Below are 25,242 nucleotides of genomic sequence, written 5' to 3'. Positions count from 1 at the left end.
GAGATATTTGGTTAGTTGATAAGTCGAGCAGTGGTAGTTGGGCTTTCGCCAATATATAAAAACTGAGGAGCAGAAAAGGTTTAGGGCTCAGGGGCGGGGCTGCTGCTAAGGCCTAGAGCAAGCTGCATTTTATAAAAAATTTCTGTGTTTTCATAAATGCCGTCGAAGAGTTCGGCAGAGGGCCCAAAAGCGAAGACCGGCACCATAGCCGCGGTATGCCCATTGGTGGTGAACTGATGCTCCAGCTCTTGGGGCGAACCGGACCGTGCGAGGGCCAATCCGCCCGACTCGTGATCAGCGGTGACAATGACCAGCGTCTCCCCGTCGCGGCGAGCAAAATTGAGGGCTATCCTGACCGCATCGTCAAAATCCAGGGTCTCATTGACAATCAGGTTGCCATCGTTGGCATGCCCGCCCCAGTCAATCTGAGAGCCTTCTACCAAGAGGAAGAAGCCCTTTTTGCTTCGGCTCCGCAAGAACGCAGCCCCTGTCCTGACCGCAGCCGGCAGGTACTCCCGCCCCGCTTCTTTGGTCAGCGGGTGCTTGTCAGCAGCAAAATAGGCAAACTTGGAAGCAGGGGAGGGGACGAGGTCTGCCAGTTCAAAATCGAGGTAGGTGGCAATGAAGTAGCCGTTTTTCCGCATCTCCTCCAGCAAATTCCGGTCGTCGGCTTCCCGCCGGTCAAAATACCGTTTGCCCCCTCCGATGAGCAGGTCTACGCCAGAACCGGCCAAGTCTGCTGCAATCTGATCGTGGAATACCCTTATGGGCTGATGCGCCGCAAATGCGGCAGGGGTGGCGTGCACAATGGTAGACGTTGCGATCAGGCCTGTGGCAAAGCCCTCATCCCTGGCCATTTCCAATATGGTGGTGCAGGCTGTACTATCCGCAGTGAGCCCTATGGCGCCGTTGTAGGTTTTTACCCCGCAGGAGAAAGCCGTTGCCCCCGCTGCAGAGTCAGTGATCAAATCGTTCGAGGAAGGGGTTTTGTGAAAACCAACGTGCGGGAATTGCTGTAGGGCAAGTTTTTGGCTATTGGCATAAAACGCCGCAGAGATCTGTGACAGCCCCATACCGTCGCCGACCATAAATATGATGTTCCGGGCTTTTTTTCCGCTCACCTGTGCCTCCTTAGCGGGGGTGCAGCTGCCCATAAGGAGCACCAAAGCGGAATAGGCTAAAAAGGCCCTGAAATTTAAATTTTGCCAGTAGGAATTGTAGAGCTTTGACATAGCCTAATCGTGTCTTTTGACAGAATTGTTCTTTAGTAAGTAGTTGTTTTAAAAACTAAATTCTGTTAACAGATAATTAATGAGGGTTTCGTGGAATTTAATTTGGAACTAACTTAGCTTTGCAGCGTTGAAAAAGAACACAAACTCGTTTTAGAATAAAACTCAATGACTGCTATGAATATCAGGTTCCTTATCGCTCTTTTGGCACTGTTCAGCCTGAGCACGGTATCTGCAGCACAACAGGCAGACAGGACTATCTTTGATGGCTTGTCGTTCAGTGCCGAAGCCCTTGAGGTGTCTATAGAGACAGACTTAGCCTCGCTGATCGATAACCGCAAGACAGAAGATTATCAGAAAGCAGTGTTCTCTTTTGAGAATGCTTCCGGCACATTGGAAGTGCACGAGATCAAAGTCAAGCCGCGCGGCAAGTTCCGCCGCAGTGTCTGCGATTTCCCTCCTGTGAAGCTGAACTTCTCCAAAGACCGCCTGCTTTCAAGCGGCTATATCGCGGAATACGACAAGCTGAAGCTTGTCACGCATTGCCTTGACGACAAGTTCGTTTCCAAGGAGAATGTAGCCAAAGAATACCTTGCATACCGCCTTTACAACGAATTGACGCCCAAAAGCTACCGCGCACAATTGGTAAAGATAACGTATATCGACACTAAAAACCGAATCAGCAGGATCAAACGCTATGGTTTTATCCTGGAAGATACGGACGAAATGGCCCACCGCGCCGGCGGCAAAGAGTGCGAAGAGTGCCTGAATGTGCCCAAAGAGGGGCTCTCCCTCGCTGATGAAAACCGCATGGCGGTATTCCAATATATGATAGGCAATGCAGATTATAGCACCCCGATGATGCGGAACGTAAAGATGGTCACGCCTTATATCGGCTCTGGCGTCATCCCCGTCCCTTACGACTTCGATTTTTCAGGGCTTGTTGCCCCTTCTTACGCCCTGCCCAATTCAGACTACGGCCTGGTATCGGTCAAGCAGCGGGTTTTCCTTGGAGAAAAAGTTGACGCCGCTATTTTAGCGGGCACATTAGAGGAGTTCCGTAACAAGCGCGCTGCCATGCAGGCCATCGTCAATGGCTTTAAACTCCTCAGCAGGCAGGGCCGGGAGGAAGTTTTACAGTACCTCGATACCTTTTACGAGGAGGCAGAAGCCATTTTGAGCAGCTCTCCGGTACAGCATGAGCTCAGGGCACAAGCTGTAAAAGATAGCGTGCAGAACAGCCTGAGGTAAGAGCAGGTTTGGAGCTCGGCCTTATGGCCGATCGAAGCTATTGCACACCGAAAAAGCCCCACAAGTTAAGGAGAGGGCGGAACCGCTAGGCGGCCTCCGCCTTCTTGTATTTTGGCATCAGCCTACCTCAGGCCACGGGCACGGAGGTTCTGACGGTAAATGGCCGCATTGCGGTTATGCGCGGCAAGGGAACTGGCAAAAGCGTGCAGCCCACTGCCGTCCCCCTTAGCACAGAAATAAAGGAAGTTGTGTTTTTCGGCCTTTAGCACTGCATCAATGCTGGAGATAGATGCCATCGAAATCGGCCCCGGCGGCAGCCCCGGGTACATATACGTATTGTAGGGGTCGTCAAACTTCGTATGGTAGTCGGTCACCCTGCTAGCAGAAAAATCCCGCCGTGCAAAAACCGCTGTCGGGTCTGCCTGCAGCGGCATGCCAATCCGCAGACGGTTGAGGTATACCCCGGCCATCCGTGGTTTTTCTGCTTTGACGAGGGTCTCCCGCTCTACGATTGAGGCCAGGGTATACACTTCCGCCGTTGACAGCCCGAGCGCCTGTGCAGCTTGCAGCCGGCCCTCTCTTCCCCAAAATTTATCGTGCTCCATCTTCATACGCTCCAAAAAGCCTTTTGGGGAAGTATTCCAGTACAGCTCATAGGTGTTAGGTATGAAAAGGCTCATGAGGGTCTCGGGGGTAAAACCGAGCTCCTGCAGCAGGGCAGGGTTTTGCATGGCATAGGCAAAAGCCAAAGAGTCTGCTTCGAGGTAGGCTGCTGCCCTGCCGGCCACTTCTTCAGCCAAGCGGGCGGTAGACAACACCACCTGCACCGGCTTTTGCGCCCCGCCTCTAAGGTGCCGGATAGCCTGTAGCATGTTCCAGCCGGGCTGCAGCTCGTAGCGCCCGCTCCGCATAGGGTCTTTTTTATAATTCATCTGCTCTGCGAGCAGTCGGAAAGCCGCTTCGTCTTCGAGGAGCTTTTGCTCCAGCAGCAAGCCTACGACGTCTTCAAAAGAGCTTTGGGCAGGTATCTCCACCGTGTAATCCGCCAGCCCTTTGGGTATGGCCGGGCCAGCGATGAAAGTGCGGTAAGCCCAGAAGGCAGCGCCCAGCCCGAGCACTGCGAAGATGGCTGCGAGCGATAGGATCTTTCGTTTCATAGAGGCACATTGGTCACGTCAAATTTAATATTGTTCTTTCTCGTTGGGGAAGCTGCCAGTGCGCACATCCTTGGCGTATTGCTCTGCCGCGCCTTTGATCTCTTCGAACAGGTCTAGGTAACGCCTCAGAAACCGCGGCTGGAAATCTTTGGTGATCCCCAAAAGGTCATGGCTTACCAGCACCTGGCCATCCACATCAGGCCCTGCGCCGATACCGATAACCGGAATGTCAACGGACTGTGCGACCTGCTTGGCCAGCTTGGCAGGGATTTTTTCCAGAACGATGGCAAAGCACCCAAGCTCTTGCAGCAGGCGGGCATCTTCCAGCAGCTTAGCCGCTTCTGCTTCTTCGCGTGCGCGCACGGTGTACGTGCCGAATTTGTAGATGGACTGAGGCGTAAGCCCTAGGTGGCCCATGACCGGGACGCCAGCCGATAAAATCCGCTTGATGGATTCTTGTATCTCAGCCCCTCCTTCCAGCTTGACCGCATGCGCACCAGATTCTTTCATGATCCGGATGGTAGACTCCAGCGCAATCCTGGAGTTGCCCTGATAGGAGCCAAAGGGGAGGTCTACAACGACCAGGGCGCGCCCTACGGCCCTGACTACCGAGGATGCATGGTAGATCATCTGATCGAGGGTGATCGGAAGAGTGGTCTCATGCCCGGCCATGACATTGGAGGCCGAATCTCCAACCAGCAGGACATCAATGCCCGCTTCGTCGAGAATGCGTGCCATCGAAAAATCATAGGCGGTCAGCATCGTGATTTTCTCACCCTGCTCTTTCATCGCCTGAATGACATGCGTGGTCATTCGTTTTACTTCTTTATTGACAGACATTGGCTTTATTTTGGGCACAATATAAAACTTTCAGCGCGTGCAGGCACTTCTGAAAGCTGCCAGGCAACTTGCTTTACGTCCGGCAAACGTCAATGCCGCCTGCCTTGTTGTGTTGGTGAAGTGCTGGGAAAAGGTTTACCTTTGCGGTGCTTCGCTTCAAGCCTCCGGCCTAGGGCGGTATTCCATCCAAACCACCGTACGATTTTTTATACATGACTTTGACCAAAAAACTTAGCTTCTCTTTTCTGGCAGCAATCGCGTTAGCCTCCTGTTCTACAGAGGTCGCGCTCGAATCGGAATGGAAAGACATTCCCGTAGTCTACGCTTTCCTTTCTGTACAGGATACTGCGCATTACGTCCGGGTCCAGAAAGCTTTCCTCGAGCCGGGAGGGGATGCGGTCCAGATTGCTCAGATTGCTGATTCTATTTACTATGGGCCAGGCGATATCACCGTTTCGCTTGAAAACAGCACAACCGGCGACTCCTACGTCTTAGAGCGCGTCGATGGCAACCAAGAAGGCTATCCTAAGCAAGAGGGCGCCTTCGCCAACGATCCCAACATCCTTTACAAACTCCCCGCAGGGCAGGCCGTACTGTCCGGAGGGGATGAAGTCGCCCTGCGCATCGACCGTGGCGACAACCTGCCGCCGGTTACTGCTCAGACTATCGTGCTCAATGAAATTGACTCAGTCAGCTCTTCCCCCTCCAACCAGATCTCTCAATGGCGCTACCCGCAGCTGAGGGCAGTAGCCTGGAGGCCGGGCCTGGAGGCACAGATTTTCGATGTGCGTTTTGTCATCAACTACAGGGAGTCCACTCCGGAGAACCCCACTCAGTTTACCAAAAAAACGCTGGAATGGGTGGTCGCTAAAGAAGTAGAGCGGACAGATGCAGACGCAGAGCGCTTAAAAATCGATATCCAGGGGCAATCCTTCTATGCCTTCCTTGGAGGTGCCCTCCCGCCAAGCCAAGGCGAAATCCGCATCTTCGATAATATGGACCTCTATATCACGGGCTCCGGGCAGGAGCTGCTAGACTTTGTCCGGGTCGCACAGGCCAATACCGGCATCACAAGTGCACAGAGCATCCCGACTTATACCAACCTTGATGGCGGGCTTGGCGTGTTCACCTCTCGTTACCAACTGAAGCGCATCGGCTTCCGCATTACGGGAGAGGCTCGCGATTCCCTCGTCAATGGGATTTTTACCCGTAGCCTGAATTTCCGATAGCTGAGCGAAGGCTGCTGTCTATTGCGGGGGCTCCCCCAGCCGTCTACCGGCAGGGGGCGCTACGCTCCGGGGCTCGCTGTCCGCTCGGCCCTATCGGGCTTGCCACCCCTGCGCATCGCTAGCCCAATCCCAGCGCAAATGGCCCTGCAGCACACGCATTTCAGGCAAAGCAAAAGCGCCCGCTATCTCTCAGGGTAAGAGACAACGGGCGCTTTTTACGTCCATCTCAAGCTAGGGCAGCTTAGAAGCCATTGACCCCGTTCACCGTGGTATACTTGAAGCTGAGCTTCTTTTCCGGGTTGATCCGCTTATACGCAGATTGCACCATGAGGGTCGCTTCGTGGAAGCCGCAGAGGATGAGCTTCAGCTTGCCCTCATAGGTGTTGATATCGCCAATGGCATAAATGCCGGGCACATTGGTGCTGTAGTCAAGAGTATCTACTTCTATAGCATTCTTGCTGATATTGAGCCCCCAATCTGCTATAGGCCCCAATTTAGGCGACAGCCCAAATAGCGGGATGAAATGGTCCGTGGCTTGCACCAGCTCGCCTTCTGTTTTGTGCTTGATGACCACATCGGTAAGCTTTCCATTGCCTTTTAGCCCGATGGCTTGAGAGTCAGTGAGCAGGCGGATACGCCCGCTTTCGGCCAGCTGGAAAGCCTTTTCTACACTATCGGGGGCTGCCCTGAACTCCTTTCTCCTGTGGATGAGGGTGACCTCTTCCGCCACGTCAGCCAGATAGATGGTCCAATCCAGTGCACTGTCGCCACCGCCAGCCACGACTACCCGTTTGTTGCGGTAGGCCTCCGGGTCCCGGATGATATAATCAACACCTTTATCTTCAAACTGGGATAAGTTGCTGATGGGCGGTTTGCGGGGCTCAAAACAGCCCAGGCCGCCCGCTATGGCGATAACCGGAGCGTTGATCTCAGTACCGCGGCTGGTCGTCAGCAAGAAGCTGCCATCTTCCAGGCGCGCTATAGATTCTGCCCGCTCTCCAAGGGTGAAGCCAGGCTTGAACGGTGCGATCTGCTCCATGAGGTTGTCCACGAGCTCCTGCGCAAGGATGCTGGGATAGCCCGGAATGTCGTAGATAGGCTTTTTGGGATAAATTTCGGACAGCTGCCCGCCCGGCTGCGGGAGTGCATCCACCAGATGGCAGCGGAGCTGGACCAATCCTGCCTCAAAAACTGTGAACAGCCCTACCGGGCCAGCTCCGATGATTAAAATATCCGTTTTGATCATGTACGAGAATTATCGTTGTTCGAATCAAACAACAGGATTAGGAGAGATAGAGTTTAAACAGGGCTCCGTTCTTGCAATGAACTGACATGCGGGCTCAGGCTTCTTGTTGCTGACTGGCAGGTTGCCCAGGGTGCAGCCCACATTCCGTCTTGGCCCGGCCTTTCCATCGGCCCGCCCGGCCAGCCCCTTTTGCAGTACAGTGCTCACAGCCTACCGAGCCATACCCTTGCGCTTCCAACGGGTGCCTGGGCAGCTGATGCCAGCTGGTGTAATAAAACCATTCCCCCTCGTCTATATCGATCAGCGGGTTGAATTTCAAGATGCCGTCTTGCATTTCGAAAACCGAAAGCCCTGCCCGGTAATTGGTCTGATAGCTCATCAGCCCGGTAATCCATACTTTATGCCGGGCTTTTATGGGCTCTAGGGGAAGGACTTTGTTGACGGTGCAGCAAACATCAGGGTTGGACTGCCACCATTTCTCTTCTCTGGTGATCATGTTCTGTACTGCATCGGGCAGGAGGTCGGCAACGTCAAGCCCGAACTCCTTCGCGAGCTGATCCCGGTATTCCAGGGTTTCCTGGAAGTGGTACGTAGTATTGATGAAATAAACCTTCTGCTGGGGGCGGTAGCGGGAAATCAGGTGGAGCAGCATGACCGATCGGGTGCCAAAGGAAGAGGTATAGAGTACCTCTTCATCTTTGAAAAGGCGGTTGAACAGCCGCATGCGCTCTTCAAACGTCAAAGGGGTAAACAGCTTGTTGAGCTGTTCGGCACTAGCTTCGGTGGATATTGCAGTCATATGGCGGTAGCTTGTCATCTTTTTGTTGATTTTGAAGGTGGCCGGACCAGGCTTTCTGTCAGCTCGTTGAGCTCACGGACCTTGGCCTCAAAGTCGCCCGAAAGGGCATCCCGGTACGCTTTCAGGTTTTGCAGCAGCAGGTGGGTATCCTCCGGGAGCACCTGTTCTAGCCATTGCCGGAAACGCTTGGCAAAGGTCGGCGATTGACCATTGGTTGAAATGGCGACTTTGAGGTGCCCTCTGGTGACAATACTGCCTAGGTAGAAATCGCACAGGGCAGGCGTGTCGGCCACATTGACGAGGGCACCGGCGGCTTTGGCTGCTGCCCTGACCTCTTGGTTGAGCGCGCGGAAATTGGTAGCGGCAATGACAAGGTCAAAGCCTCGGACGTCTTCTGGGGCGAATGTCTTTTGACAGATGGCGACATCTGCGCAGGGGTATTCTTGCAGCAGCCTGCTGACCGGTGGGAGCACTTCCTTTGCGACTACAGTGATGTGGGCGTCCGGGCTGCTTTTCAGCAAAAAGGTCAGTTTTTCGCAGCCGACCTCACCGGCACCGACAATGAGCATCCGAAGGCGGTCGAGCTTCAAAAAGACAGGATATAGGGTATTGCGTTCCATCAGGCACGTTCTTTAAGTTGGGCAGTGGAAATGGCTTCATAGTCCCATTCGGGGTGAAGGCGGACCACCTCCCCAAAGACGAGCAGGCCCGGGCATGGGAGCTGCCTGGCTTCAATGAGCTTAGGCAAGGTAGCCACCGTACCGATGGCCCTTTGCTCTGCAAGGGTGGAGCCTTTGGAAATGGCCATAGCCGGCAGGGCGCTTTTGCCCGCCCGTTCGAAAAGGGCTGCAATCTGCTCAGCTTTTTTCATGCCCATCAAGACGATGACCGTTGCAGTGCTTTTTGCCGCTAAGGCAAGGTCTGCAGAGAGCTCGCCCTCGCGCGTCGTGCCAGTAATGACCCAAAAGCTTTCGCTATACCCCCTTCGGGTAGGCGGCACCTGTTGCAGCTCCGGCACGGCAATGCAACTGGAGATGCCTGGCACAATATCCACCGTTATGCCTTTGCTGCGGGCGAAAGCTGCCTCTTCCTGCCCCCGGCCAAAAACGAAGGGGTCGCCCCCTTTTAAGCGGACAACATGCCCGTGGCTTTTTGCGTATTGCACGATAAGTTGGTTGATCTCCCCTTGCGTTGCCCGGTGTTGCCCCGCCCGTTTGCCTACGTACACTTTTAGGGCTTGGGGCGGGGCATGGTGCAGCAGTCTGGGGTCGATCAGGGCATCGTACAAGACTACGTTGGCTTGCCGGAGCGCTTTAGCGCCTTTCAGGGTCAGCAGATCAGGGTCTCCCGGGCCAGCCCCGACCAAGGTGAGGTGTGGTTGGTGCTTCATGGGTTAGGCTTTGTAGTAATTGTCGATAACGAGTTTCTCTTCCCCACCGGTTTCCTCGAGCTGCTGCCTTCGTACAGCCTGGGCTAATGCCGAGAAGGCCTGGGCCTGTGCAAGATATTGCAGGGCAAAACCTTTGGAGGGCGGGGTAGTTTTCATCTGCAGGACATAAGCTTTGAAATCGCTGGTGAAGGAGAGCCTTTCGGTTGCGATATAGTGTTGTTGGAAGTCATCAAGTATCCCCTTGTGGGTGTTGCAGCGTATGTCCTCTGCCAGCAGCAGGGCTTTTGCTCCAATGATCATGCTGGTGTAGGCCTGGTAAATGGCATCGCCCCACGCTTCGGCTTGCAGCGCTTCCTTAGCAAGTTTGAGCTTTTCGGCCGACTCGGCAAGTATCGTGCCCACCACATCCAAGGTCGCGCCAGCACATTCCCCAACGCCAATCTCCTGCTGATAAGCGGTATCCTGGCCCCAGTCGATGAAAGCATCATCTTCAAGCGTTGCGGTGTCAGCCAGGGGCTTGAGCAGGTCGTAAAAATACCGTTTGCCCTGCTGTAGAACATAGGCGTTGAACAATTGCTGGGCTTCGCCGTGGGCTTCAAAATCGTCGAGCAACAGCCGGAGTGCAGCTGGTATTCGGCGGGTAGGGAGTTTGATCACTTTTTGAGCGATGAAGCCTTCCCCTTCGGGGCTCACCCCGCCGCCGAGGACGACTTGCATAGCAGGGACAACCCTGGGGGGCACCTTAATGGAGCTGCCGTGGAAGCCGATCTGAGCGGCCATATGTTGTCCGCAAGAATTCATGCAGCCGCTTATCTTTATGCGGATATCGCTGTCTGCCATCAGATGGGGGTACGCTTCTTCGAGCAGCTGCTCCAGCACGGCCGCCAAGCCAGTGCTATTGGTCACGCCCAGCGCACAGGTATCTGTCCCAGGGCAGGCCGTGATATCCCCGATAGACTGTGCTCCGGGCAGGTGGAGCCCCAATTGGCATAGCTCGAGGTATAGCGCTGAAAGGGCCTCCGGGCGGACAAAGCGTAAAAGTAGCCCTTGTTGTACCGTAATCCGGATATCATCGGCGGCGAACCTACGCACTACTTCAGCCAAAGGCCGTGCTATCTTTGCGTGTATATCCCCCCTCGGCACGCGGATGTAAACACCAAAAAAGCCTGCCTGCTTCTGAGGGAAGGTATTAAGGGCTTTCCAACGCTCATAGCCTGCCCGATGGGTTTCGGGCAGTTGGGCCTCTTCCACTATGGGGGGAAGGGCCGGCAGCTCTTCTTCCGGAGGGCGGATGGGCACTGCCCGGTTGGCGATGCCCGGCATTTCTTCTTCTACAAGCTGTAAGAAGGCTTCCAGCCCAAGCTGCCGGACCAGAAACTTCATGCGTGCTTTCTGGCGCTTTTCCCTTTCGCCATAGCGGTCAAAAACGCGTATACTGGCTTCCATGAACGGGATGATCTGGTCTGCAGGCAGGAAGTCATAAGCGGTCTGGGCAATAGCCCCTACTGCGCCTAGCCCACCTCCAACGACTACTTTGAAGCCCCGGACTAAAGCCCCGTGCTCTTTTTTTAGGCGGGGGATGAAGCCAAAATCATGGAAATAGGTGAAAGCAGAGTCCTTGTCGCTGCTGGAAAAAGCTGGTTTGATTTTGCGCCCCATCTCTTGGCAGATGGGGTTGCGGAGGAAGTATTCAAAAACTGCTTGTACATACGGGGCTACATCGAAATGCTCCTCCGGGTCGATGCCCGCAACAGCAGAAGCGGTGATGTTGCGCACGGTGTTCCCACAGGCTTCACGTGCGGTAAGGCCTGCTTCTGAGAGCGCCGACCAAATGGCAGGGGAATCGGAGAGCTTTACAAAATGCAGCTGTACATTCTGGCGGGTGGTCAAATGAAGGTTGCCATTGGTATACTGTTCGGAAATATCAGCTAGGCGTTCAAGTTGGCTGCAGGTGATTTTGCCATAAGGGATTTTTGTGCGGAACATCTGAACGCCGAACTGCCGTTGTCCGTAAACGCCTCTGGTCAGGCGGTAAAGTTTGAAGCGCTCTTCATCTTCTTTGCCGGCTTTGAAATCGGCTATACGGCGCTGCAGCTCCGCAATGTCTTTGGCATCTTCGGTAGCTTTTACTTTGGGTTGTGACATGAGCTCGGGATTGCCACCGCGCAATGGCGGTGCCGGTTTGTGAAATGCAGTCTTGATTGGGGAGGGCTTGTGGGGCAAAGGCAGCTAAGCCTTTCGCACGGTTATCGGCAACAACAGCAGTATCGGGTGCAGGCTGTCATAGGCATAGATCTTTGTTTTGTTACCACAAGTATAAGGAGAGAAAATTAAAAACCATATTAATTCGATAGGAAATTAGTATAAAAAAGATTTTTTGTTGCTATCTGTTTAATTATTAATGGGTTGTGTAAAACAAAAAAGCGGCTCCGAAAATCGGAGCCGCTCCTTTAAATCACATTTTCTGCTATTTTACTGTGCGGTTAGCGTTTGACGAGCTTCAGCACTTTGAGGCCAGCTTTGGCATAGCGCACCTTCAGGAAGTAGGTGCCTGCAGGCAGGCCATCGGTATCAATTTGAATCATTTTGGCATCCACCTCGAGGTTGCGGGAGAAGATCAGATTGCCGGTCGCGCTGAGCAGCTCAATCTGAATATCCTCGCCGAAACTTTCCAAGATTTCCAAGGTTGCTACATCCTCAGTAGGGTTAGGGTAGAGGAGGGCGATCTTGGAGTCATTGGCCAGGATGGCCTCTCCGATTTCAGAGTAGAAAATTTCCCCTTCTGGATTGATGATGATCACCCGATAGAGGTTGCACCCCCGTTTGGGCGCTTCATGCTCAAACTCGTAGTAGCCCATGCTGCCCAAGAAAGCAGTGGGTTCATCTACTTGCCCGATCTCGCTAAAGGTTTCACCATCTCGGGAGTGCTGCACGATAAAGTTGTGGCCAACGAGGTTTTCGTCGACAATCCAACTGATCAGTACCTCTCCCTGCTCCTCGTTGGTCACTTCGACATTGAGCGGCATAGGCAGCCCGCAGTAGATAGGGCTTGTAGTGGCCGTGATGCGTTGCGTCTGAGTAGAGGTACAGCCGTTTTCGGTCACTTCGAGGGTAATGTCAAAGTTGCCGTGAGAGATGGCAGTCACCTCAGCCGTGGGGCCTGTAGCGGATGAAGGGGTCAGCCCGAGGCCGAATGTCCATTCGATGATGGCACCTGGGCCGGCCTGAGCCGCAAAGAAGGTTGTCGGCTCATCTACACACAGGAAGTCTGGCCCGGCAATATCGGCTACAGCCACATTGCCTACCTCGATTTCTACGATGTTGCTTTCCAGGTAAATGACACAGCACTCCCTACGGGCACAGCGGGCAAAGAAGGTCGTTTCAGATAATGGCCCGGGATCGTAAGAATCGCCAGTAGCGCCAGGTATGATTTGCCAAGTCTGCAGGTTGAACGGCCCGGCGATGGTGCTGCGCATCCACAAGTACTCAATTTCGCCGCTTCCGCCGGAAGGCGATTCTATGTTCACGATCGGCTCGGGGTCATTGCCTGGCCCGCAGAGGAACTGATTGGGCCCAATGAGCCCGGGATCGGTGATGTTGTCGCACTTGGTATACAGGCCAGCATCAATAGTGAGGTCATCTTCTTCCGTCTCGATATTATAAATGCCGGTCATCCCCATATCGGGGTCCACATCGCTATCGATGGCATCATCAGCTCCAGCATTGGGCTCGGTGAAGACAAGCCCGGAAGGCTGCATGAACTGCAATTTGTAATCGCCCGGGGCAACGGTGAAGCTGTACAGCCCATTGGCATCGGTAAAAGTGGTGTCGATATTGATCGGGTCACTCTCGCCTGGCACTTGCAGAATGACCATTACGCCTGCTATGCCATCCTCGTTGGGGTCTTGTATGCCATTCCGGTTTTCGTCCAGCCATACAAAATCGCCCAGGGTAGAGCCACAGTCTCCTACAACGGCGAAATCGGTAATGATGGTGGTGGTACACTCAACGGGATCATCTGGAACAAGCTCCGCCGTAAACTGATATTGGCCTGCGCCTAAAGCTGCCGGGTCTATCACATCCACGGGTATACCATTGATGTAGAAGGTCAGTGTGCCGGGGATGCTTGGGTCGGCTTGGGGGACAAAAGGCTCGTCGAAGATGCAAAGCTCTTCGGGAGGAAGCTCCTGCAGGTTGATATCAGGGTAGAAGCAGACATTGTCGATAGTGAGGGTGTCAAAGCCATTGGTCACCGAAAAGATGACATAAGGGGTTGCATCCACCAGTTTGAAAGAGAAGGTGTAGGCCCCGGGCGTAGCGCTTTCGGGGATGACGGTGCCAGGTGATACCGGTATAGGCGGTGCCGGAGGCTCCGGGCTGTTGATATCGAACATCCCGTCCTGCTCAACGATGGTCCAGTTTTCGTTCGGATAGGAGTAAATAGTCAGGATTTCCAAGAACTGCCCGTTCTCATCTGTGGTGGAGTTGTTCAGGCAGATACAAGGGTCTTCGATATCATCGTAGGGGAGCAAATAGATGCCTGCATCAAGCGTGGTGTCGATTTCTCCGTTCATCAGGGTGACCTGCTGTGTCATGCCGCCCATATTGGGATTGGCATCGCTGTCCAGCACATCATCCCCCATATTGGGGAAGGTGAACCGGAAACTGTCAGGCAGGACAAAAGCCACGGAGTAAGTACCGGCAGGCAGCTCCATAAAGAGGTAGTTGCCATTTTCATCTGTGGTATCTGTAGCGATGACGTTGTTGCCTGCATCTTTCAGTTGCACTTCAACACCGGGGAAAGGCGGCTCATTGCCATCCTGCTGCCCATCGCGGTCAAGGTCTTCCCATACGTAATTGCCGATTGCCACAAAACCGTCGAGGGTTGCTTCGCAGGTGGTGGTACAGCCATTGGCATCGGTCACCGTAACCGAGTAAGTGCCCGGTGTGAGCCCGGTGATGATAGGGGTTGTTTCGCCATTGCTCCAGAGGAAGTCAAATGGGGCAGTACCGCCGTTTACCACTACATTCAGTGCGCCGTTGTCGGCCATAGTGACTTCCTGTCCTATCTCAACCGTACAGGTAGGGCTGTCGAATTCAGCAATATCCACAAAGGCTGCTACGAAGCAATCATTAGCGTCCGTAACCGTAAGGGTATAAGTGCCTGCAGCGAGCATGCTGATATCTGGAGTGGTTGCGCCATTGCTCCAGAGGTAGTCATAGGGCGGAGTGCCGCCAGTTACCATGCTTGTGATTGCGCCATTGGCCTCATCTTCACAGGTAGCGGCGGTAGCAGCATCAAGCGCCACAACAAACTCGCCGGGCTGCCCTATGGTAACTTCCGCCTGAGCAGTACAGTCGTTGATATCCGTCACGGATACGGTGTAGGTGCCAGCTTCCACACCAGAAATACCAGGCGTCTCAGCACCGTTGCTCCACAAGTAGGTATAAGGAGGGGTGCCACCGCTGACGGTGACCGCTGCTGCCCCGTCCATAAAGCCGAAACAGCTGACGTCGGTTACGCTGTCTGCTTCTATCAGTGCAATAAGCTCATCAGGTTGGCTGACGGCAATGGCCTCTGTGCCTGTACACCCTACGGCATCTGTGACGGTGACCGTATACACCCCGTCTGGCAAGCCAAGCTGAAGAGAATCGGTACTGCCATTACTCCACTCGAAGGTAAATGGAGGGGTGCCCCCATTCACTACTACCGTTGCTGCGCCGTTGGCATCGTCAAAACAGCTTGGCGCTGTAGCAATAGGGGTAAGCTCGAGCTCAGGGAAACTTTGGATGGTAATGCTGGCCATCATCATACATTCATTGGCATCGAGTACGGTGACGGTGTATTGGCCAGGTGCAAGCCCTCCGATAGAGTCGGTTGTCGCTCCGTTGCTCCACTCGTAGCTGTAAGGCGATGTGCCTCCTGCAGGTGTAGCAACGATATAGCCGGTATTGACTTCATCACAGAAAACATCCCGTTTTTCAAGCTCGATGGAAAGGAGCTCAGGCTCCACGACCATCACGCTGTCAACAGCAGTGCAATCGTTCGCATCGGTTACGGTCACGCTATAGTTCCCGGCGCTGATGCCCATTAGGCTGGGCGTCATGGCACCGTTGCTCCAAAGGTAAGTATAGGGCGGGGTGCCTCCATCGACAGCACTTTGCACGCTGCCCAGAGGGTCGCCGTTGCAAGGTGGGGATTGTGGGGACAGCGTAATGTCAATAGGGGAGGGCTGGCCAATGATAGCCGTGTCCAGCACTTGGCAGAAGTTGCCGTCAGTCGTTTGGATGATAAGCGTATCCGGGCCTTGAAGCCCATCGAGGGTCAGCGTGCCTGAAGGGCCTACTTCGTAAGATACCCCGTTGATATCTACCATATAAGGCACCGCAGGGGGGCTAACGTTGCCGCCAGAAAAGTTGATGACGGCCTGCCCATCGGCCTCGCCCGCACAGGTCGGGTCTGTCACAGCAATATCCAACACAATGGGGTCTGCCTCCATTAGGTTGATGGTCTCGCTCAGGATACAGTCATTAGAGTCTGTCACGGTTATCATATACATACCTGCAGGAAGGGCAATGATCTCAGATTGAGTTACGCCGGTTTCCATCAGCCCAGTAGACCAAGAGAAAGTATAGGGCATTGTACCTCCGGTAGCTGTGACCAGAATAGTACCTGTGCTGTCGCCATTGCAGAGGATGTCGCGAGCTACAATAGAGATCGCAAAATCTTCAACAACTTCGATGAAGACTTCTTCTACTGTGGAGCAGCCATTGGCGTCGGTCACTGTCACGCTGTAGGTGCCCTCAGGCAGGTTCTCGATGCTCGTATCCGATTCGCCTGTTGACCATTCGAAGGTATAAGGTGGCACACCTCCAGAAGCAGTGACTGTTGCATTGCCTGTGTTTTCTGCGCCACAGACGACCTCAGGGGCATCAATATTGACCAGAATGCCCTCTGCGGATTCGAGCGTGACTTCAGCGATGGCTTCACAGTCGTTGTCATCGGTCACCGTCACCGTATACGTGCCTGCAGCCAGGCCAGACACCATCTGAGTGGTCTCCCCATTGCTCCAAAGGTAAGCATAAGGTGGCGTGCCGCCTGTAGCCATGACCATTGCTGTGCCATTGGACTCGCCGGGGCAGACAAAATCACTGCCCGTGGCCGCTGCCGTAAATTCAGGAGGCTGTGGCAAAAGGAAAGTTTGAGCAACAGCGCATCCGTTCGCATCGGTCACGGTCACTGTATAGATCCCTGCTGCGAGGTTTTGGATGGCAGGAGTTGTTTCCCCGTTGCTCCATTGGTAAGAGTAGGGGGAAGTGCCGCCTGTTGGGGCAGTGGAAATTGCGCCAGTATTTTCCCCAAAGCAATCAGGGCTTTGGCGGGTGCCGTTTACGGCTAGGTCGTCTACAATATCTATGGTAATGCTACCTGTTGCAAAACAGCCCAGGGCGTCGGTTACCGTCACGCTGTATTCGCCTTCTGGCAAACCTGCAATGGAGGGGGTTGTCTCCCCATTGCTCCACAAATAGTTGTAAGGCGGAGTGCCTCCAGATGGGGAAGCTGCTGCAAACCCAAGCGTTTCAGGCGCGCAAACGGATTCGTCCCCACTGACCGTTACGAAAAGCTCAGGCGCATCTTCAATAACCGTGGATGCGACATCGCTGCACAAGGCCGCGTCTGTAATCGTCACCGTATAAGTCCCCGCGCCCAGGCCTGTGATCTGTTGTGTTGTTTCCCCTGTGCTCCAAAGGTAAGAAAAGGGGGGCGTGCCGCCCGTTGCGTTAGCTGTAGCAGTGGCAGTGGCTTCTCCTAGGCAGACTGCAGATTCGGATGTCGTGATGGAAGCGGTAAGATCTGGCGGGGTATTGATGAGCACGCTGCCCTCTTCGGTACATTGATTGGCATCCGTCACCGTTACGGTGTAGGTGCCGCCGCTGAGGTTGGCGATCATTTGTGTGGTGCCGCCGTTGCTCCACGCAAAGGTGAAGGGGCCTTCCCCTGCAATAATATTGACCATTGCGGACCCGTTGGTGCCGTCGCAAATGGTGACATCGCTGCCGGTGACCGCGATGTCGAAGTCGGCAGCCGGGTTGACCGTTCCGGTTTCTGTATCTGTACAGCCCACGCCGTCGGTTACTGTAACCGTGTAGGCGCCAGGCGCAAGGTTGGTGATAGTTTGGGTCGTCTGTCCGTTGCTCCAAAGGTAAGAGAAGGGCTGTACCCCGTTGACCGGGAATGCGGTCATAGTGCCGTCGTTGGCATCGGGGCAAGACTCATCATTGACGAGCAAGGAGGCGTTTAGGCTGGAGATGGGCGTCAGCGTAGTGCTCTCTACCGCGATACAGCCATTGATGTCGGAAACGGTCACCGTGTAGGTGCCGGCAGTCAAGCCAGATAGGGCGGGCCCGGTAGCTCCGGTGTTCCATAGATAACTAAAGGGCGGGGTGCCGCCTGTGGCGAAAACCGTTGCGCTGCCATCGCCTTCGCCCACGCAGGTGGGGCCGTTGCTGTCAATATTGGCAATGATAGGCGGAGGGCTGTCTACTGTCCCGGTAGCTGTATCAGTACAGCCGCCTCCATCAGTAACGGTAACGGTGTAAGTGCCAGGGGCAAGGTTCGTCACCGTTTGTGTCGTGGCGCCGTTGCTCCACTGAAAATTGTAGGGCGGTGTACCGCTTGTCACTATGGCGGAAACGCTGCCGTCCTCTTCGTCAGGGCAGGAGATGTCGTTGGCGTCCACCAGGACATTGAGGGGGGTAAATGCGACATCGATGCACTGTACGGCCCCGCAGAGGTTCTCATCCGTCATAGTGACACAGAAAGTGCCAGCGCCAGGGACGCTGATTTCTGCACCGTTCTGCCCATCGTTCCAGTTGTAGGTATAGCCGGGTATGCCGCCGCTACCGACTGCCGTAATGACTATAGGCAGTTCGCATTGTGTAGCGGTAAGGGTGACATTAACAATGGTAGGCTGGGTGACGGTCACGCTTTCGACAACGCTGTTGCTGCTGGCATCCGTCACGGTGACGCTGTAAGATCCGGCTGTGATGTTTGCAATCGTCGGGCCCGTTTGCCCGTTGCTCCACAGGTAGGAATAAGGGGCAGTGCCACCTGCGGGCAGGGCAGTGACGCTGCCGGTAGGCTGTGCGAAACAGCGGGGCTCTGTCACATCGAACCCAACAGAAAATTGTGCGTTGGCGGTGCTGTAAGCGCCGAGCAGCAGGCAGCAAGCCAGCAAGGTGCCTGCCCACGTAGGCTTGCGCCACGCGTAGTTCGGTAAAGGCTGAACAGGTAAAGGTTGTTTCATCGGATTATGAATTTGTTAGCAGAAAATGAAGTTGGCACTACTCGCTGAGCAGTTCCCGATTGAACAGGACAACTGTGAACACCATAGCAATGGGGCTTACAGTTGTTCCGGGTAAAGCTAAGATACACATTCCAAGCTGCAGCAAACTGCTCATCTGCTTTGATTGCAAAATAGCAGGGCACTGGACAGCCCAAGAATATTTTTGATAGTTGTTTTATTTTCCTGGAAACCTGACTATAAAGGGATATCATACTTAGCCACAATGCAACGACAGTAGGCCTGCTTTTAGCAGCTTTGCTGTTTGTACACTGCAACTGTTTTCGTAGTTGTCAGGAAAGGGGATGGCAAGGTAGGGGTAGCTACGTGCTTTACGGTCCAAAGAAACAAAGAATGCTCCTATTTTCCAACAGGGGAGGCTTTTTATCTTTGCTAAATCCCCTAGGCACGCGCAGTGTATTGATGTAGTTATTTGCGCCTCCCCACCAACTTTAACGGAAGAGCAGGAGCGGGGTTTCATTTGCCCCCCAAAACTTTAAAAAAAAGTAGGCTTGGCGCGCCGGGCCATCTCAGCCCTTTGCCTGTTCACCGGTGGAGCAGCCTACAAGGCTTGAATTTGCCGGGGGGCGTGAAAGGGCTACAATGGCCTTTTTCAGTAGCTTTTTTTAGGCTAAGCCCTTGAAAAAGCCGTCAGTTGGTTGGAAACAGCTCATTTTCTCCACTGCACTGGCCCGACGCATCAAGTGGGCGTAAACTAAAATGTAGCTCGCTTTTATGCCTATCGGCTTCAGGCTGGAATCGGCCTAGCGCTGCGCAGGGGGGAACGCCCGATAGGGCCGAGCGGGCAGCGAGCCCCGGAGCATAGCGGCACCTGCCAGCGAGCAGGTGCAGGCCCCTCGTCAAGTCTAGAGGTTTGAGCGGGCCGGTTTGCCGGGCCACAATATTGTGCTACCTTTGGAGGGTTTTGGGCAAAAAAATAAGTCGCATCACAAAAAGTGATACGACTTATCATTCATAATCCCATGAACATGTACGAAAACCAGCTGTGAAGCTGGTAAAGAGTTTAAATTTTATATCAAAACCCCGGAGGGTGTGAAAGTCACTTTGAGGGCTTTTGGTTTTGCCGTATAGCAAGTCAGGTTTTCCCAGGACCCGACTTGCTATATGTGGCAAAAAATCCCAAATTTTTATCCCAAATTTCGTCTTTGCCAGCTCTCTTGCCAGCAATAACTTCGTTTGACATTACAAACATCTCAATAATACTATCCAAGAACAAAGACAAAAAAAATGATTTGTGAAAAAAATAATAAGATAAAGTGTTTGACTTGTTGATAGTTTAAGCTGTTATTGTGGGGTATTTCAAGGCAAAAGTCTTTTCTTTAGGCGAGAAAAAAGGGCATTTTTTAGAGAAAATACTTGACACAAAAGCCAAACGGGCGGTTGAAGTAAGCTCCAACCGCCCGTTTGGTATTGCAACCGGCCTTTTTTAGGCATCCTCCAGCACAAGGAACCCCTCCTGAAAGGGGTCTAGCTGATCGATCAGGGCTTCGAAGAAGCCCCTGCCGTATTTCAGGTAGAACATCATGAAGTTATCGCTGCGCTCCTGTAGCCCGTTGCCAGGGAAAAGCTTGTCTTTCAATGTCCGCATCTGATTGATAGCAGTATCATGCCGCTGTTTTTCAGCCCTCATGAGCTTGCCTTCTAGCTGGGCAAGGCTATTCAGCTGCCTGGCCCCCTCAGCAGCTGCCGCCTTGACCAGGGTAGGGTCGACGTCCTCTGCTTTAGCTTCAACGGCCTTGAACAAGGCTTGCAGGGCTTCTTTTTCCTCAGAAAGGCTAAGCTCATTTTCAGTGTGGGCTTTGACATAATCTTTGATGAGCTGCTCTATATCCCCGAACAAGTCCTCAGCCTGAAGCCCTATTTTCCCAATCCGTTTTGCAGTCCCATTATCGATGAACAGGACCGAATTGCGGCGGACCAGCATGGGGAAGTTGATGCCGAAATGCTCAAATTGTGCTTTGCGCTCCAGCCAGTAAGCCAGTTCTCCTCCGCCTCCGATATAGGCAAGGTTGGGCAATATCAGTTCTTGATAGACTGGGCGCATGACCACGTTGGGGCTGAACCGTTCCGGGTGGCGCTCGATTTCCTGCTCAAGCGCTTCCTTTCCCCATTTGATATCCTGGTTGAGCACAACGTAATGCCCATCTGCCTCCACAATCCGCTCCCGGAACCCATCGCCCAGGTAGAAGAAGTTGATTTCCCTGGGGTAAGCCTGTTCGGAAAAGCCGGCGGCCTCCAAGCCGCGCACGGCGGCCTCAACGAGGGCTTTGGAAGGCTGGTTGAAGATTTCCTCCTTTATGTAAGGGGCCAGCTCTCTCTTGAGCTTGGGGTGGCTGGGGTCTAGGATAACCAGGCCATAGGTGTCAAAAAGCTGGTGGGTAAGATGGCGGGCCACCTCGATATACCGGGACTTGCCGGACAGGGCATTATGGAGCATGCCCTTCAGTTCTTCCGCCTTAGGGGAGCCACCGAGCACCTCCTCTACTGCTGTGAGCGCTTGCTGCAGCCCGTGGAGGGGTAGCTGCCCGACCGAGCCCCCTTTTTCCTGTTGCCAAGAGATGGTATTGCCAAAGAGCTGTAGGTGATTGATCTCTTGGAAATCATGATCTTCGCCCCCTAAGATGAACACCGGCACAAAGTGGTTTTCCGGGTAGGCCGCCGCAAGCTGACGGGCCAGGTTGATGGTGGAAGCGATTTTGTAAATATAGTAAAGCGGGCCGGTGAAAAGGCTGGGCTGATGTGCGGTAGTGACCGTGAAGGTGCCCGTTTGGGCAAGGGCTTGAATGTGGTTTTTTGTCGCCGCACTGGGTGCAAGCCCTTCGTACTGCTCTTGCAAAACCTCCACCAGCACTTTCCGGTTGGTTGTTTCCTTTGACTTGTCCCTCATTACAGCTTCAAATGCTGCCAGGCTGACGGGGTATTTGTAAAACGGTGCGAGCCGCCGGTCTGCTGTAGCGTATGCCACATCGCGGGCAGAGAGCTGCGGTACTTTGCCGAAAGGGATGATCCGTTGGTTTAGCGCTGGTTTGGTTTGGCTCATTCGCGGTACGGTATTTTTTTGAGCCTGTGGGGGCAGCGGGCACCGCTGCTCATCAGGTTTAATGGTACAACATCTTTCTAAGCGTGTAAATAGCCGGATAGTTGACAACTGGACAGAGTTTTTCGCTATTTTGGCGCTTTGCAGGGTAAAACCGCCGCCCAAACGATAATTAGGTTATGTCAGTTAGATACGTAGAGATAGCACAAGCCCTGAACAGCAGATTTCCCATTATTGATGTGCGCACGCCAGCTGAGTTCAAGGAGGGGCACATACCTGGCGCAAGCAATCTTCCCCTTTTTACCAATGAGGAGCGCGCGGCAGTTGGCACCCTTTACAAACAAAAAGGCCCGGAGGAAGCCTTTTTGCAGGGGCTGGAGTTTACGGGGCCCAAAATGCGCTATTTGGCAGAGCAGGGCAAAGCACTGGCCCGGAATGGGGGCATCATGGTCCACTGTTGGCGGGGCGGGCAGCGCAGCAGCAGCGTGGGCTGGCTCCTGGCACAAGCAGGGCTGCAGGTGGCGGTCATCCGTGGCGGCTACAAAGCGTACCGGGCTTTTGTGCAGCAGGGGATCGAAGCTTTCTCTGGCCCTTTGATGGTCATAGGGGGCCCAACCGGTTCGGGGAAAACGGAAGTCTTGTACGAGCTTGATGCCGCAGGTGAGCAGACGCTCGACCTAGAGGGGCTGGCCAATCACAAAGGCTCTGCCTTTGGCGCTTTTGGGGAGCCTGATCAGCCTTCCGTCACCCATTTTGAAAACCTCCTTTTCGCCCGCCTCAGCGAGCTGGACCCTGCCCGCTGGACTTGGGTGGAGAACGAGAGCAAGGCGATCGGCCGGGTCTACTTGCCGGCAAGCCTTTGCAGCCGGATGGAAAAAGCACCGCTGTTCGACCTCAGGGTGCCCTTGCCGGACCGCCTCGACCGGCTGGTGGGGCTTTATGCTGCTTTCCCTGCAAAGGAGCTGGAAGCCGCGTTCATGAAAATCAAAAAACGCTTGGGCGGGCAGAACCTCAAAGCTGCACTTGAAGCCCTGAACGCCAAAGATTATAGGCAGGCCGCGGCCATTGCGCTGCGGTATTACGATAAAGCTTATGCGTATTATGCCAGAGAGCGGCAAAAACATACCCGTATTATCCCTGTTGTGCCGGCGTCAGGCCATGCAAAAGGCATAGCAGATCAGCTCATTGCCCTGGCCAGGGAAGAGCAAAACTATCCAATATAGCATTATGGAGTACAAGTTAACAGAATACAGCCACGGCGCAGGATGTGGCTGCAAAATTTCCCCTCAAGTATTAGATGCCATTTTGTCGCAGGCTGCTCCTCAGGCTCCTTTCCCGGGCTTGTTGGTAGGCAATGCAGAACGGGACGATGCAGCGGTATTCGATCTGGGCGATGGCACGGCTGTGGTCAGCACTACTGATTTTTTTATGCCTATAGTGGACGACCCCCTGGATTTTGGGCGTATTGCTGCAGTGAACGCTATCAGCGATATTTATGCGATGGGCGGACAGCCGTTGATGGCCATTGCCATATTGGGGTGGCCGATCGACAAAATCCCGGCAGCGGTGGCGAATCAGGTCATAGAAGGTGGGCGGCAGGCTTGTGCTGATGCTGGCATCCCTTTGGCGGGCGGGCACAGCATCGACAGCCCGGAGCCCATCTTTGGGCTGGCCGTGACGGGCCGTGTCAGCGTTGAGCAGGTCAAAAAGAACGGCGGCGCCAAAGCAGGCGACTTGTTGTTCCTGACCAAGCCGCTAGGGGTGGGGGTGCTGAGCACTGCCCAAAAAAAGAAAAAGTTGTTGCCGGAGCATGCTACACTTGCTAGGGACAGCATGGTGCAGTTGAACAAAGTAGGGCAGCATTTTGGCCAATTGTCTTATGTGCACGCGATGACTGACGTCACCGGTTTTGGGCTGCTCGGGCATTTAACAGAGATGTGCGAAGCTAGCGCCTGTAGTGCCACGGTTCATTTCGAAGCGGTGCCCCTCATTGACGGAGCCGCCCTGGCGCATTATCTTTCCGAGAATTGCATACCCGGGGGCACCCACCGCAACTGGGCCAGCTATGGGCATAAGGTTGCGCCTTTGCCCGATGAGCAGCGCTTCCTGTTGTGCGACCCGCAGACGAGTGGAGGGCTCCTCCTGGCTGTGGCCCCGGCTGAAGAAGCTGCTTTCCGCTCCGAAGCGGCAGCACAAGGGCTCCAATTATCCCCAATCGGGCAGATTGGCCCTCAAGGGCAGTATGTGGTGCAGGTGGCTTAAGCGCTCTGCCCCGTAAGGTATTCGTACATTTTCCCTGCGGCCCGGAGAGAAGCGCCCGGGCTGCCCACTTTTTCCTTGAGCAGTTTGTAATCTGCAGCTATCCGCTCCCGTTCCTCCGGCTGAAGCAGCTTCTGCAGTTCTTCTGCAATACGCTCGGGCCAGCATTCGTCCTGTATCAGCTCTTTAACGATTTCACGGTCCATAATGAGGTTGACCAAGGAAATATACTTGACATTGACCAACTGCCGGGCAATGAAATAAGAAAGGGGGCTGCCTTTATAGCAGACCACCTGAGGCACTTCAAAAAGGGCGGTTTCGAGGGTAGCTGTACCGCTTGTCACCAATGCGGCTTCTGCTTCTTGCAAAAGGAGGTAAGTCTGGTTGTTGATGAACTTGACCCGCTCCCGGTCGCCGGGCCTTAGGTATACTTTTTCTAAAATTTGCCAATAGGCTATGGCGTGCTGTGCAGGGGCCCCGGCAATAACAAATTGGTGCTCGGGGAAAAGCGGCACCACCTGCAGCATCACGGAAAGAAGGCGGTCTATTTCCTGCTTCCGGCTGCCCGGGAGCAAGGCGATGATAGGGGCTTTGCTCAGGTTGTGCCGTGCACGGAAGCCCGGTTCCGGCGCAACCTCCTGTACCACATCCATCAGCGGGTGGCCTACAAATTCAACCGGGAAGCCATATTGCTCATAGAAGGGCGCTTCGAAGGGCAGGATGACGAACATTTTGTCGACTGAAGCCTTGATGCCGTGCACCCTGCTGCTGTGCCAGGCCCAGATCTGGGGGGAAATGTAGTAGAGCACCTTTATGCCCCGAGCCTTTGCCCACTTGGCGATCCTTAGGTTGAAGCCTGGGTAGTCGATGAGTATGAGCGCGTCAGGTTGGTAGGCTGTAATGTCTTTTTTGCAAAAGCGTATATTGCCCAGTATCGTCCAGATATTCAGGAGGACTTCCACAAAGCCCATAAAGGCGAGGTCTTTGTAGTGCTTGACCAGCCTGCCCCCCTGTTGCTGCATCAGGTCGCCGCCCCAAAAACGGAAATCCGCTTCCGGGTCTCGGGCTTTCAACCCTTTCATCAGGTTGCTGCCGTGCAGGTCGCCCGAGGCCTCTCCGGATATTATATAGTACTTCATGCTAAAATGTAGCGGCCAAAATAAATGACCCATAAAATCACATAAACAACAGTAGCCAAGACGGTGCCGCGCATGGCCGGTGTGGCACGGCGCTTCATGAATAAGTTAAGCGGGATCAGGTTGAGGCAGATGGCCACAACGGCTGAGGTCCGCTCCCGGAAAAAAGGGGAAAAACCAATTTCACTGACAATGCCAGCTTGTTCTAATGCTCCATAACCAAAGTACAACAGCGAAAAGCCAGCCATCGGCAGGAAAAGCCCGTAGAGCAGGCCAGTCAATAAAGTTGGGTTGCGCATATCGG

At 54.1% G+C, this 25,242-nt stretch carries 17 protein-coding genes; 5 read left to right on the top strand and 12 right to left on the bottom strand.

Features of this window, described 5'->3' with window-relative positions; all coding sequences use genetic code 11:
• Positions 1–80 precede the first annotated feature (80 nt).
• On the bottom strand, positions 81–1,232 hold the full coding sequence (locus FRY97_RS08760) for an alkaline phosphatase (RefSeq protein WP_246141635.1): 1,152 nt from the start codon (positions 1,230–1,232) through the stop codon (positions 81–83).
• Positions 1,233–1,406: 174 nt separating this feature from the next.
• On the opposite strand from FRY97_RS08760, the gene FRY97_RS08755 reads away from it, so the two are divergent.
• Entirely contained in the window at positions 1,407–2,480 is a 1,074-nt protein-coding gene (locus FRY97_RS08755; protein ID WP_147167073.1) for a hypothetical protein, read from the top strand.
• Between the two features lie 122 nt (positions 2,481–2,602).
• Here the strand turns inward: FRY97_RS08755 and mltG are convergent, their stop codons facing one another.
• A complete protein-coding gene (gene mltG / locus FRY97_RS08750; protein WP_147167072.1) occupies positions 2,603–3,637 on the bottom strand; it encodes an endolytic transglycosylase MltG in 1,035 nt (344 codons plus the stop codon).
• 24 nt (positions 3,638–3,661) lie between these two features.
• Positions 3,662–4,477: a 3-methyl-2-oxobutanoate hydroxymethyltransferase gene (gene panB, locus FRY97_RS08745; protein ID WP_147167071.1), complete on the bottom strand. Its 816-nt coding sequence runs from the start codon at positions 4,475–4,477 to the stop codon at positions 3,662–3,664.
• A gap of 212 nt (positions 4,478–4,689) precedes the next feature.
• Here panB and FRY97_RS08740 point away from each other — a divergent pair, with 212 nt between their 5' ends.
• Entirely contained in the window at positions 4,690–5,706 is a 1,017-nt protein-coding gene (locus tag FRY97_RS08740) for a DUF4249 family protein (protein WP_147167070.1), read from the top strand.
• Between the two features lie 241 nt (positions 5,707–5,947).
• Here the strand turns inward: FRY97_RS08740 and FRY97_RS08735 are convergent, their stop codons facing one another.
• From FRY97_RS08735 to FRY97_RS08710, 6 genes are all read right to left on the bottom strand, one after another.
• Complete coding sequence (locus FRY97_RS08735; protein ID WP_147167069.1) at positions 5,948–6,952, bottom strand: NAD(P)/FAD-dependent oxidoreductase; 1,005 nt, start codon at positions 6,950–6,952, stop codon at positions 5,948–5,950.
• Between the two features lie 94 nt (positions 6,953–7,046).
• Positions 7,047–7,751 (bottom strand): phosphoadenylyl-sulfate reductase, encoded by a 705-nt coding sequence (locus FRY97_RS08730; RefSeq protein WP_147167068.1) that lies wholly within the window; start codon positions 7,749–7,751, stop codon positions 7,047–7,049.
• 14 nt (positions 7,752–7,765) lie between these two features.
• A complete protein-coding gene (locus FRY97_RS08725) occupies positions 7,766–8,371 on the bottom strand; it encodes a precorrin-2 dehydrogenase/sirohydrochlorin ferrochelatase family protein (protein WP_147167067.1) in 606 nt (201 codons plus the stop codon).
• On the bottom strand, positions 8,371–9,141 hold the full coding sequence (gene cobA / locus FRY97_RS08720) for a uroporphyrinogen-III C-methyltransferase (protein ID WP_147167066.1): 771 nt from the start codon (positions 9,139–9,141) through the stop codon (positions 8,371–8,373). The genes FRY97_RS08725 and cobA overlap by 1 nt, the downstream gene beginning before the upstream one ends.
• A gap of 3 nt (positions 9,142–9,144) precedes the next feature.
• Positions 9,145–11,286: a HEPN domain-containing protein gene (locus FRY97_RS08715; RefSeq protein WP_147167065.1), complete on the bottom strand. Its 2,142-nt coding sequence runs from the start codon at positions 11,284–11,286 to the stop codon at positions 9,145–9,147.
• A gap of 338 nt (positions 11,287–11,624) precedes the next feature.
• Positions 11,625–18,449: an SdrD B-like domain-containing protein gene (locus tag FRY97_RS08710; protein ID WP_147167064.1), complete on the bottom strand. Its 6,825-nt coding sequence runs from the start codon at positions 18,447–18,449 to the stop codon at positions 11,625–11,627.
• A 1,346-nt stretch (positions 18,450–19,795) separates the two neighbouring features.
• Between FRY97_RS08710 and FRY97_RS22315 the strand changes: the two genes are divergently transcribed.
• Positions 19,796–19,936 (top strand): hypothetical protein, encoded by a 141-nt coding sequence (locus FRY97_RS22315; RefSeq protein WP_170254553.1) that lies wholly within the window; start codon positions 19,796–19,798, stop codon positions 19,934–19,936.
• On the opposite strand, the gene bshC is transcribed toward FRY97_RS22315, so the two are convergent.
• The gene (gene bshC, locus FRY97_RS08705; RefSeq protein WP_147167063.1) at positions 19,933–21,546 is read right to left on the bottom strand and encodes a bacillithiol biosynthesis cysteine-adding enzyme BshC; all 1,614 of its coding nucleotides are present in this window, start codon (positions 21,544–21,546) and stop codon (positions 19,933–19,935) included. The genes FRY97_RS22315 and bshC overlap by 4 nt on opposite strands.
• A 176-nt stretch (positions 21,547–21,722) precedes the next feature.
• On the opposite strand from bshC, the gene mnmH reads away from it, so the two are divergent.
• Together mnmH and selD are read left to right on the top strand one after the other, a co-directional pair.
• Positions 21,723–22,766: a tRNA 2-selenouridine(34) synthase MnmH gene (gene mnmH, locus FRY97_RS08700; RefSeq protein ID WP_147167062.1), complete on the top strand. Its 1,044-nt coding sequence runs from the start codon at positions 21,723–21,725 to the stop codon at positions 22,764–22,766.
• 4 nt (positions 22,767–22,770) lie between these two features.
• Positions 22,771–23,805: a selenide, water dikinase SelD gene (gene selD / locus FRY97_RS08695; protein WP_211356834.1), complete on the top strand. Its 1,035-nt coding sequence runs from the start codon at positions 22,771–22,773 to the stop codon at positions 23,803–23,805.
• Here selD and lpxB read toward each other — a convergent pair.
• Together lpxB and FRY97_RS08685 are read right to left on the bottom strand one after the other, a co-directional pair.
• The gene (gene lpxB / locus FRY97_RS08690) at positions 23,802–24,941 is read right to left on the bottom strand and encodes a lipid-A-disaccharide synthase (RefSeq protein ID WP_147167061.1); all 1,140 of its coding nucleotides are present in this window, start codon (positions 24,939–24,941) and stop codon (positions 23,802–23,804) included. The two genes, selD and lpxB, sit on opposite strands and share 4 nt — an antisense overlap.
• Positions 24,938–25,237: a hypothetical protein gene (locus FRY97_RS08685; RefSeq protein ID WP_147167060.1), complete on the bottom strand. Its 300-nt coding sequence runs from the start codon at positions 25,235–25,237 to the stop codon at positions 24,938–24,940. Before FRY97_RS08685 ends, lpxB begins: the two co-directional genes overlap by 4 nt.
• Positions 25,238–25,242 lie beyond the last annotated feature (5 nt).

Source organism: Phaeodactylibacter luteus, from assembly GCF_007993045.1.
GTDB lineage: Bacteria > Bacteroidota > Bacteroidia > Chitinophagales > Saprospiraceae > Phaeodactylibacter > Phaeodactylibacter luteus.
The sequence above is the reverse complement of the archived record's forward strand: the minus strand, read 5'-3'. Positions and strand labels throughout refer to the sequence as shown.

Excerpts from the sequence above, each read along its gene's own strand:
- FRY97_RS08735 (WP_147167069.1), bottom strand. The coding sequence starts at position 6,952 with ATGATCAAAACGGATATTTTAATCATCGGAGCTGGCCCGGTAGGGCTG.
- FRY97_RS08685 (WP_147167060.1), bottom strand. The coding sequence starts at position 25,237 with ATGCGCAACCCAACTTTATTGACTGGCCTGCTCTACGGGCTTTTCCTG.
- panB (WP_147167071.1), bottom strand. The coding sequence starts at position 4,477 with ATGTCTGTCAATAAAGAAGTAAAACGAATGACCACGCATGTCATTCAG.
- FRY97_RS08715 (WP_147167065.1), bottom strand. The coding sequence starts at position 11,286 with ATGTCACAACCCAAAGTAAAAGCTACCGAAGATGCCAAAGACATTGCG.
- FRY97_RS08710 (WP_147167064.1), bottom strand. The coding sequence starts at position 18,449 with ATGAAACAACCTTTACCTGTTCAGCCTTTACCGAACTACGCGTGGCGC.
- FRY97_RS08730 (WP_147167068.1), bottom strand. The coding sequence starts at position 7,751 with ATGACTGCAATATCCACCGAAGCTAGTGCCGAACAGCTCAACAAGCTG.
- FRY97_RS08725 (WP_147167067.1), bottom strand. The coding sequence starts at position 8,371 with ATGGAACGCAATACCCTATATCCTGTCTTTTTGAAGCTCGACCGCCTT.
- FRY97_RS08755 (WP_147167073.1), top strand. The coding sequence starts at position 1,407 with ATGAATATCAGGTTCCTTATCGCTCTTTTGGCACTGTTCAGCCTGAGC.
- mltG (WP_147167072.1), bottom strand. The coding sequence starts at position 3,637 with ATGAAACGAAAGATCCTATCGCTCGCAGCCATCTTCGCAGTGCTCGGG.
- mnmH (WP_147167062.1), top strand. The coding sequence starts at position 21,723 with ATGTCAGTTAGATACGTAGAGATAGCACAAGCCCTGAACAGCAGATTT.
- lpxB (WP_147167061.1), bottom strand. The coding sequence starts at position 24,941 with ATGAAGTACTATATAATATCCGGAGAGGCCTCGGGCGACCTGCACGGC.
- FRY97_RS08760 (WP_246141635.1), bottom strand. The coding sequence starts at position 1,232 with ATGTCAAAGCTCTACAATTCCTACTGGCAAAATTTAAATTTCAGGGCC.
- cobA (WP_147167066.1), bottom strand. The coding sequence starts at position 9,141 with ATGAAGCACCAACCACACCTCACCTTGGTCGGGGCTGGCCCGGGAGAC.
- bshC (WP_147167063.1), bottom strand. The coding sequence starts at position 21,546 with ATGAGCCAAACCAAACCAGCGCTAAACCAACGGATCATCCCTTTCGGC.
- selD (WP_211356834.1), top strand. The coding sequence starts at position 22,771 with ATGGAGTACAAGTTAACAGAATACAGCCACGGCGCAGGATGTGGCTGC.
- FRY97_RS08740 (WP_147167070.1), top strand. The coding sequence starts at position 4,690 with ATGACTTTGACCAAAAAACTTAGCTTCTCTTTTCTGGCAGCAATCGCG.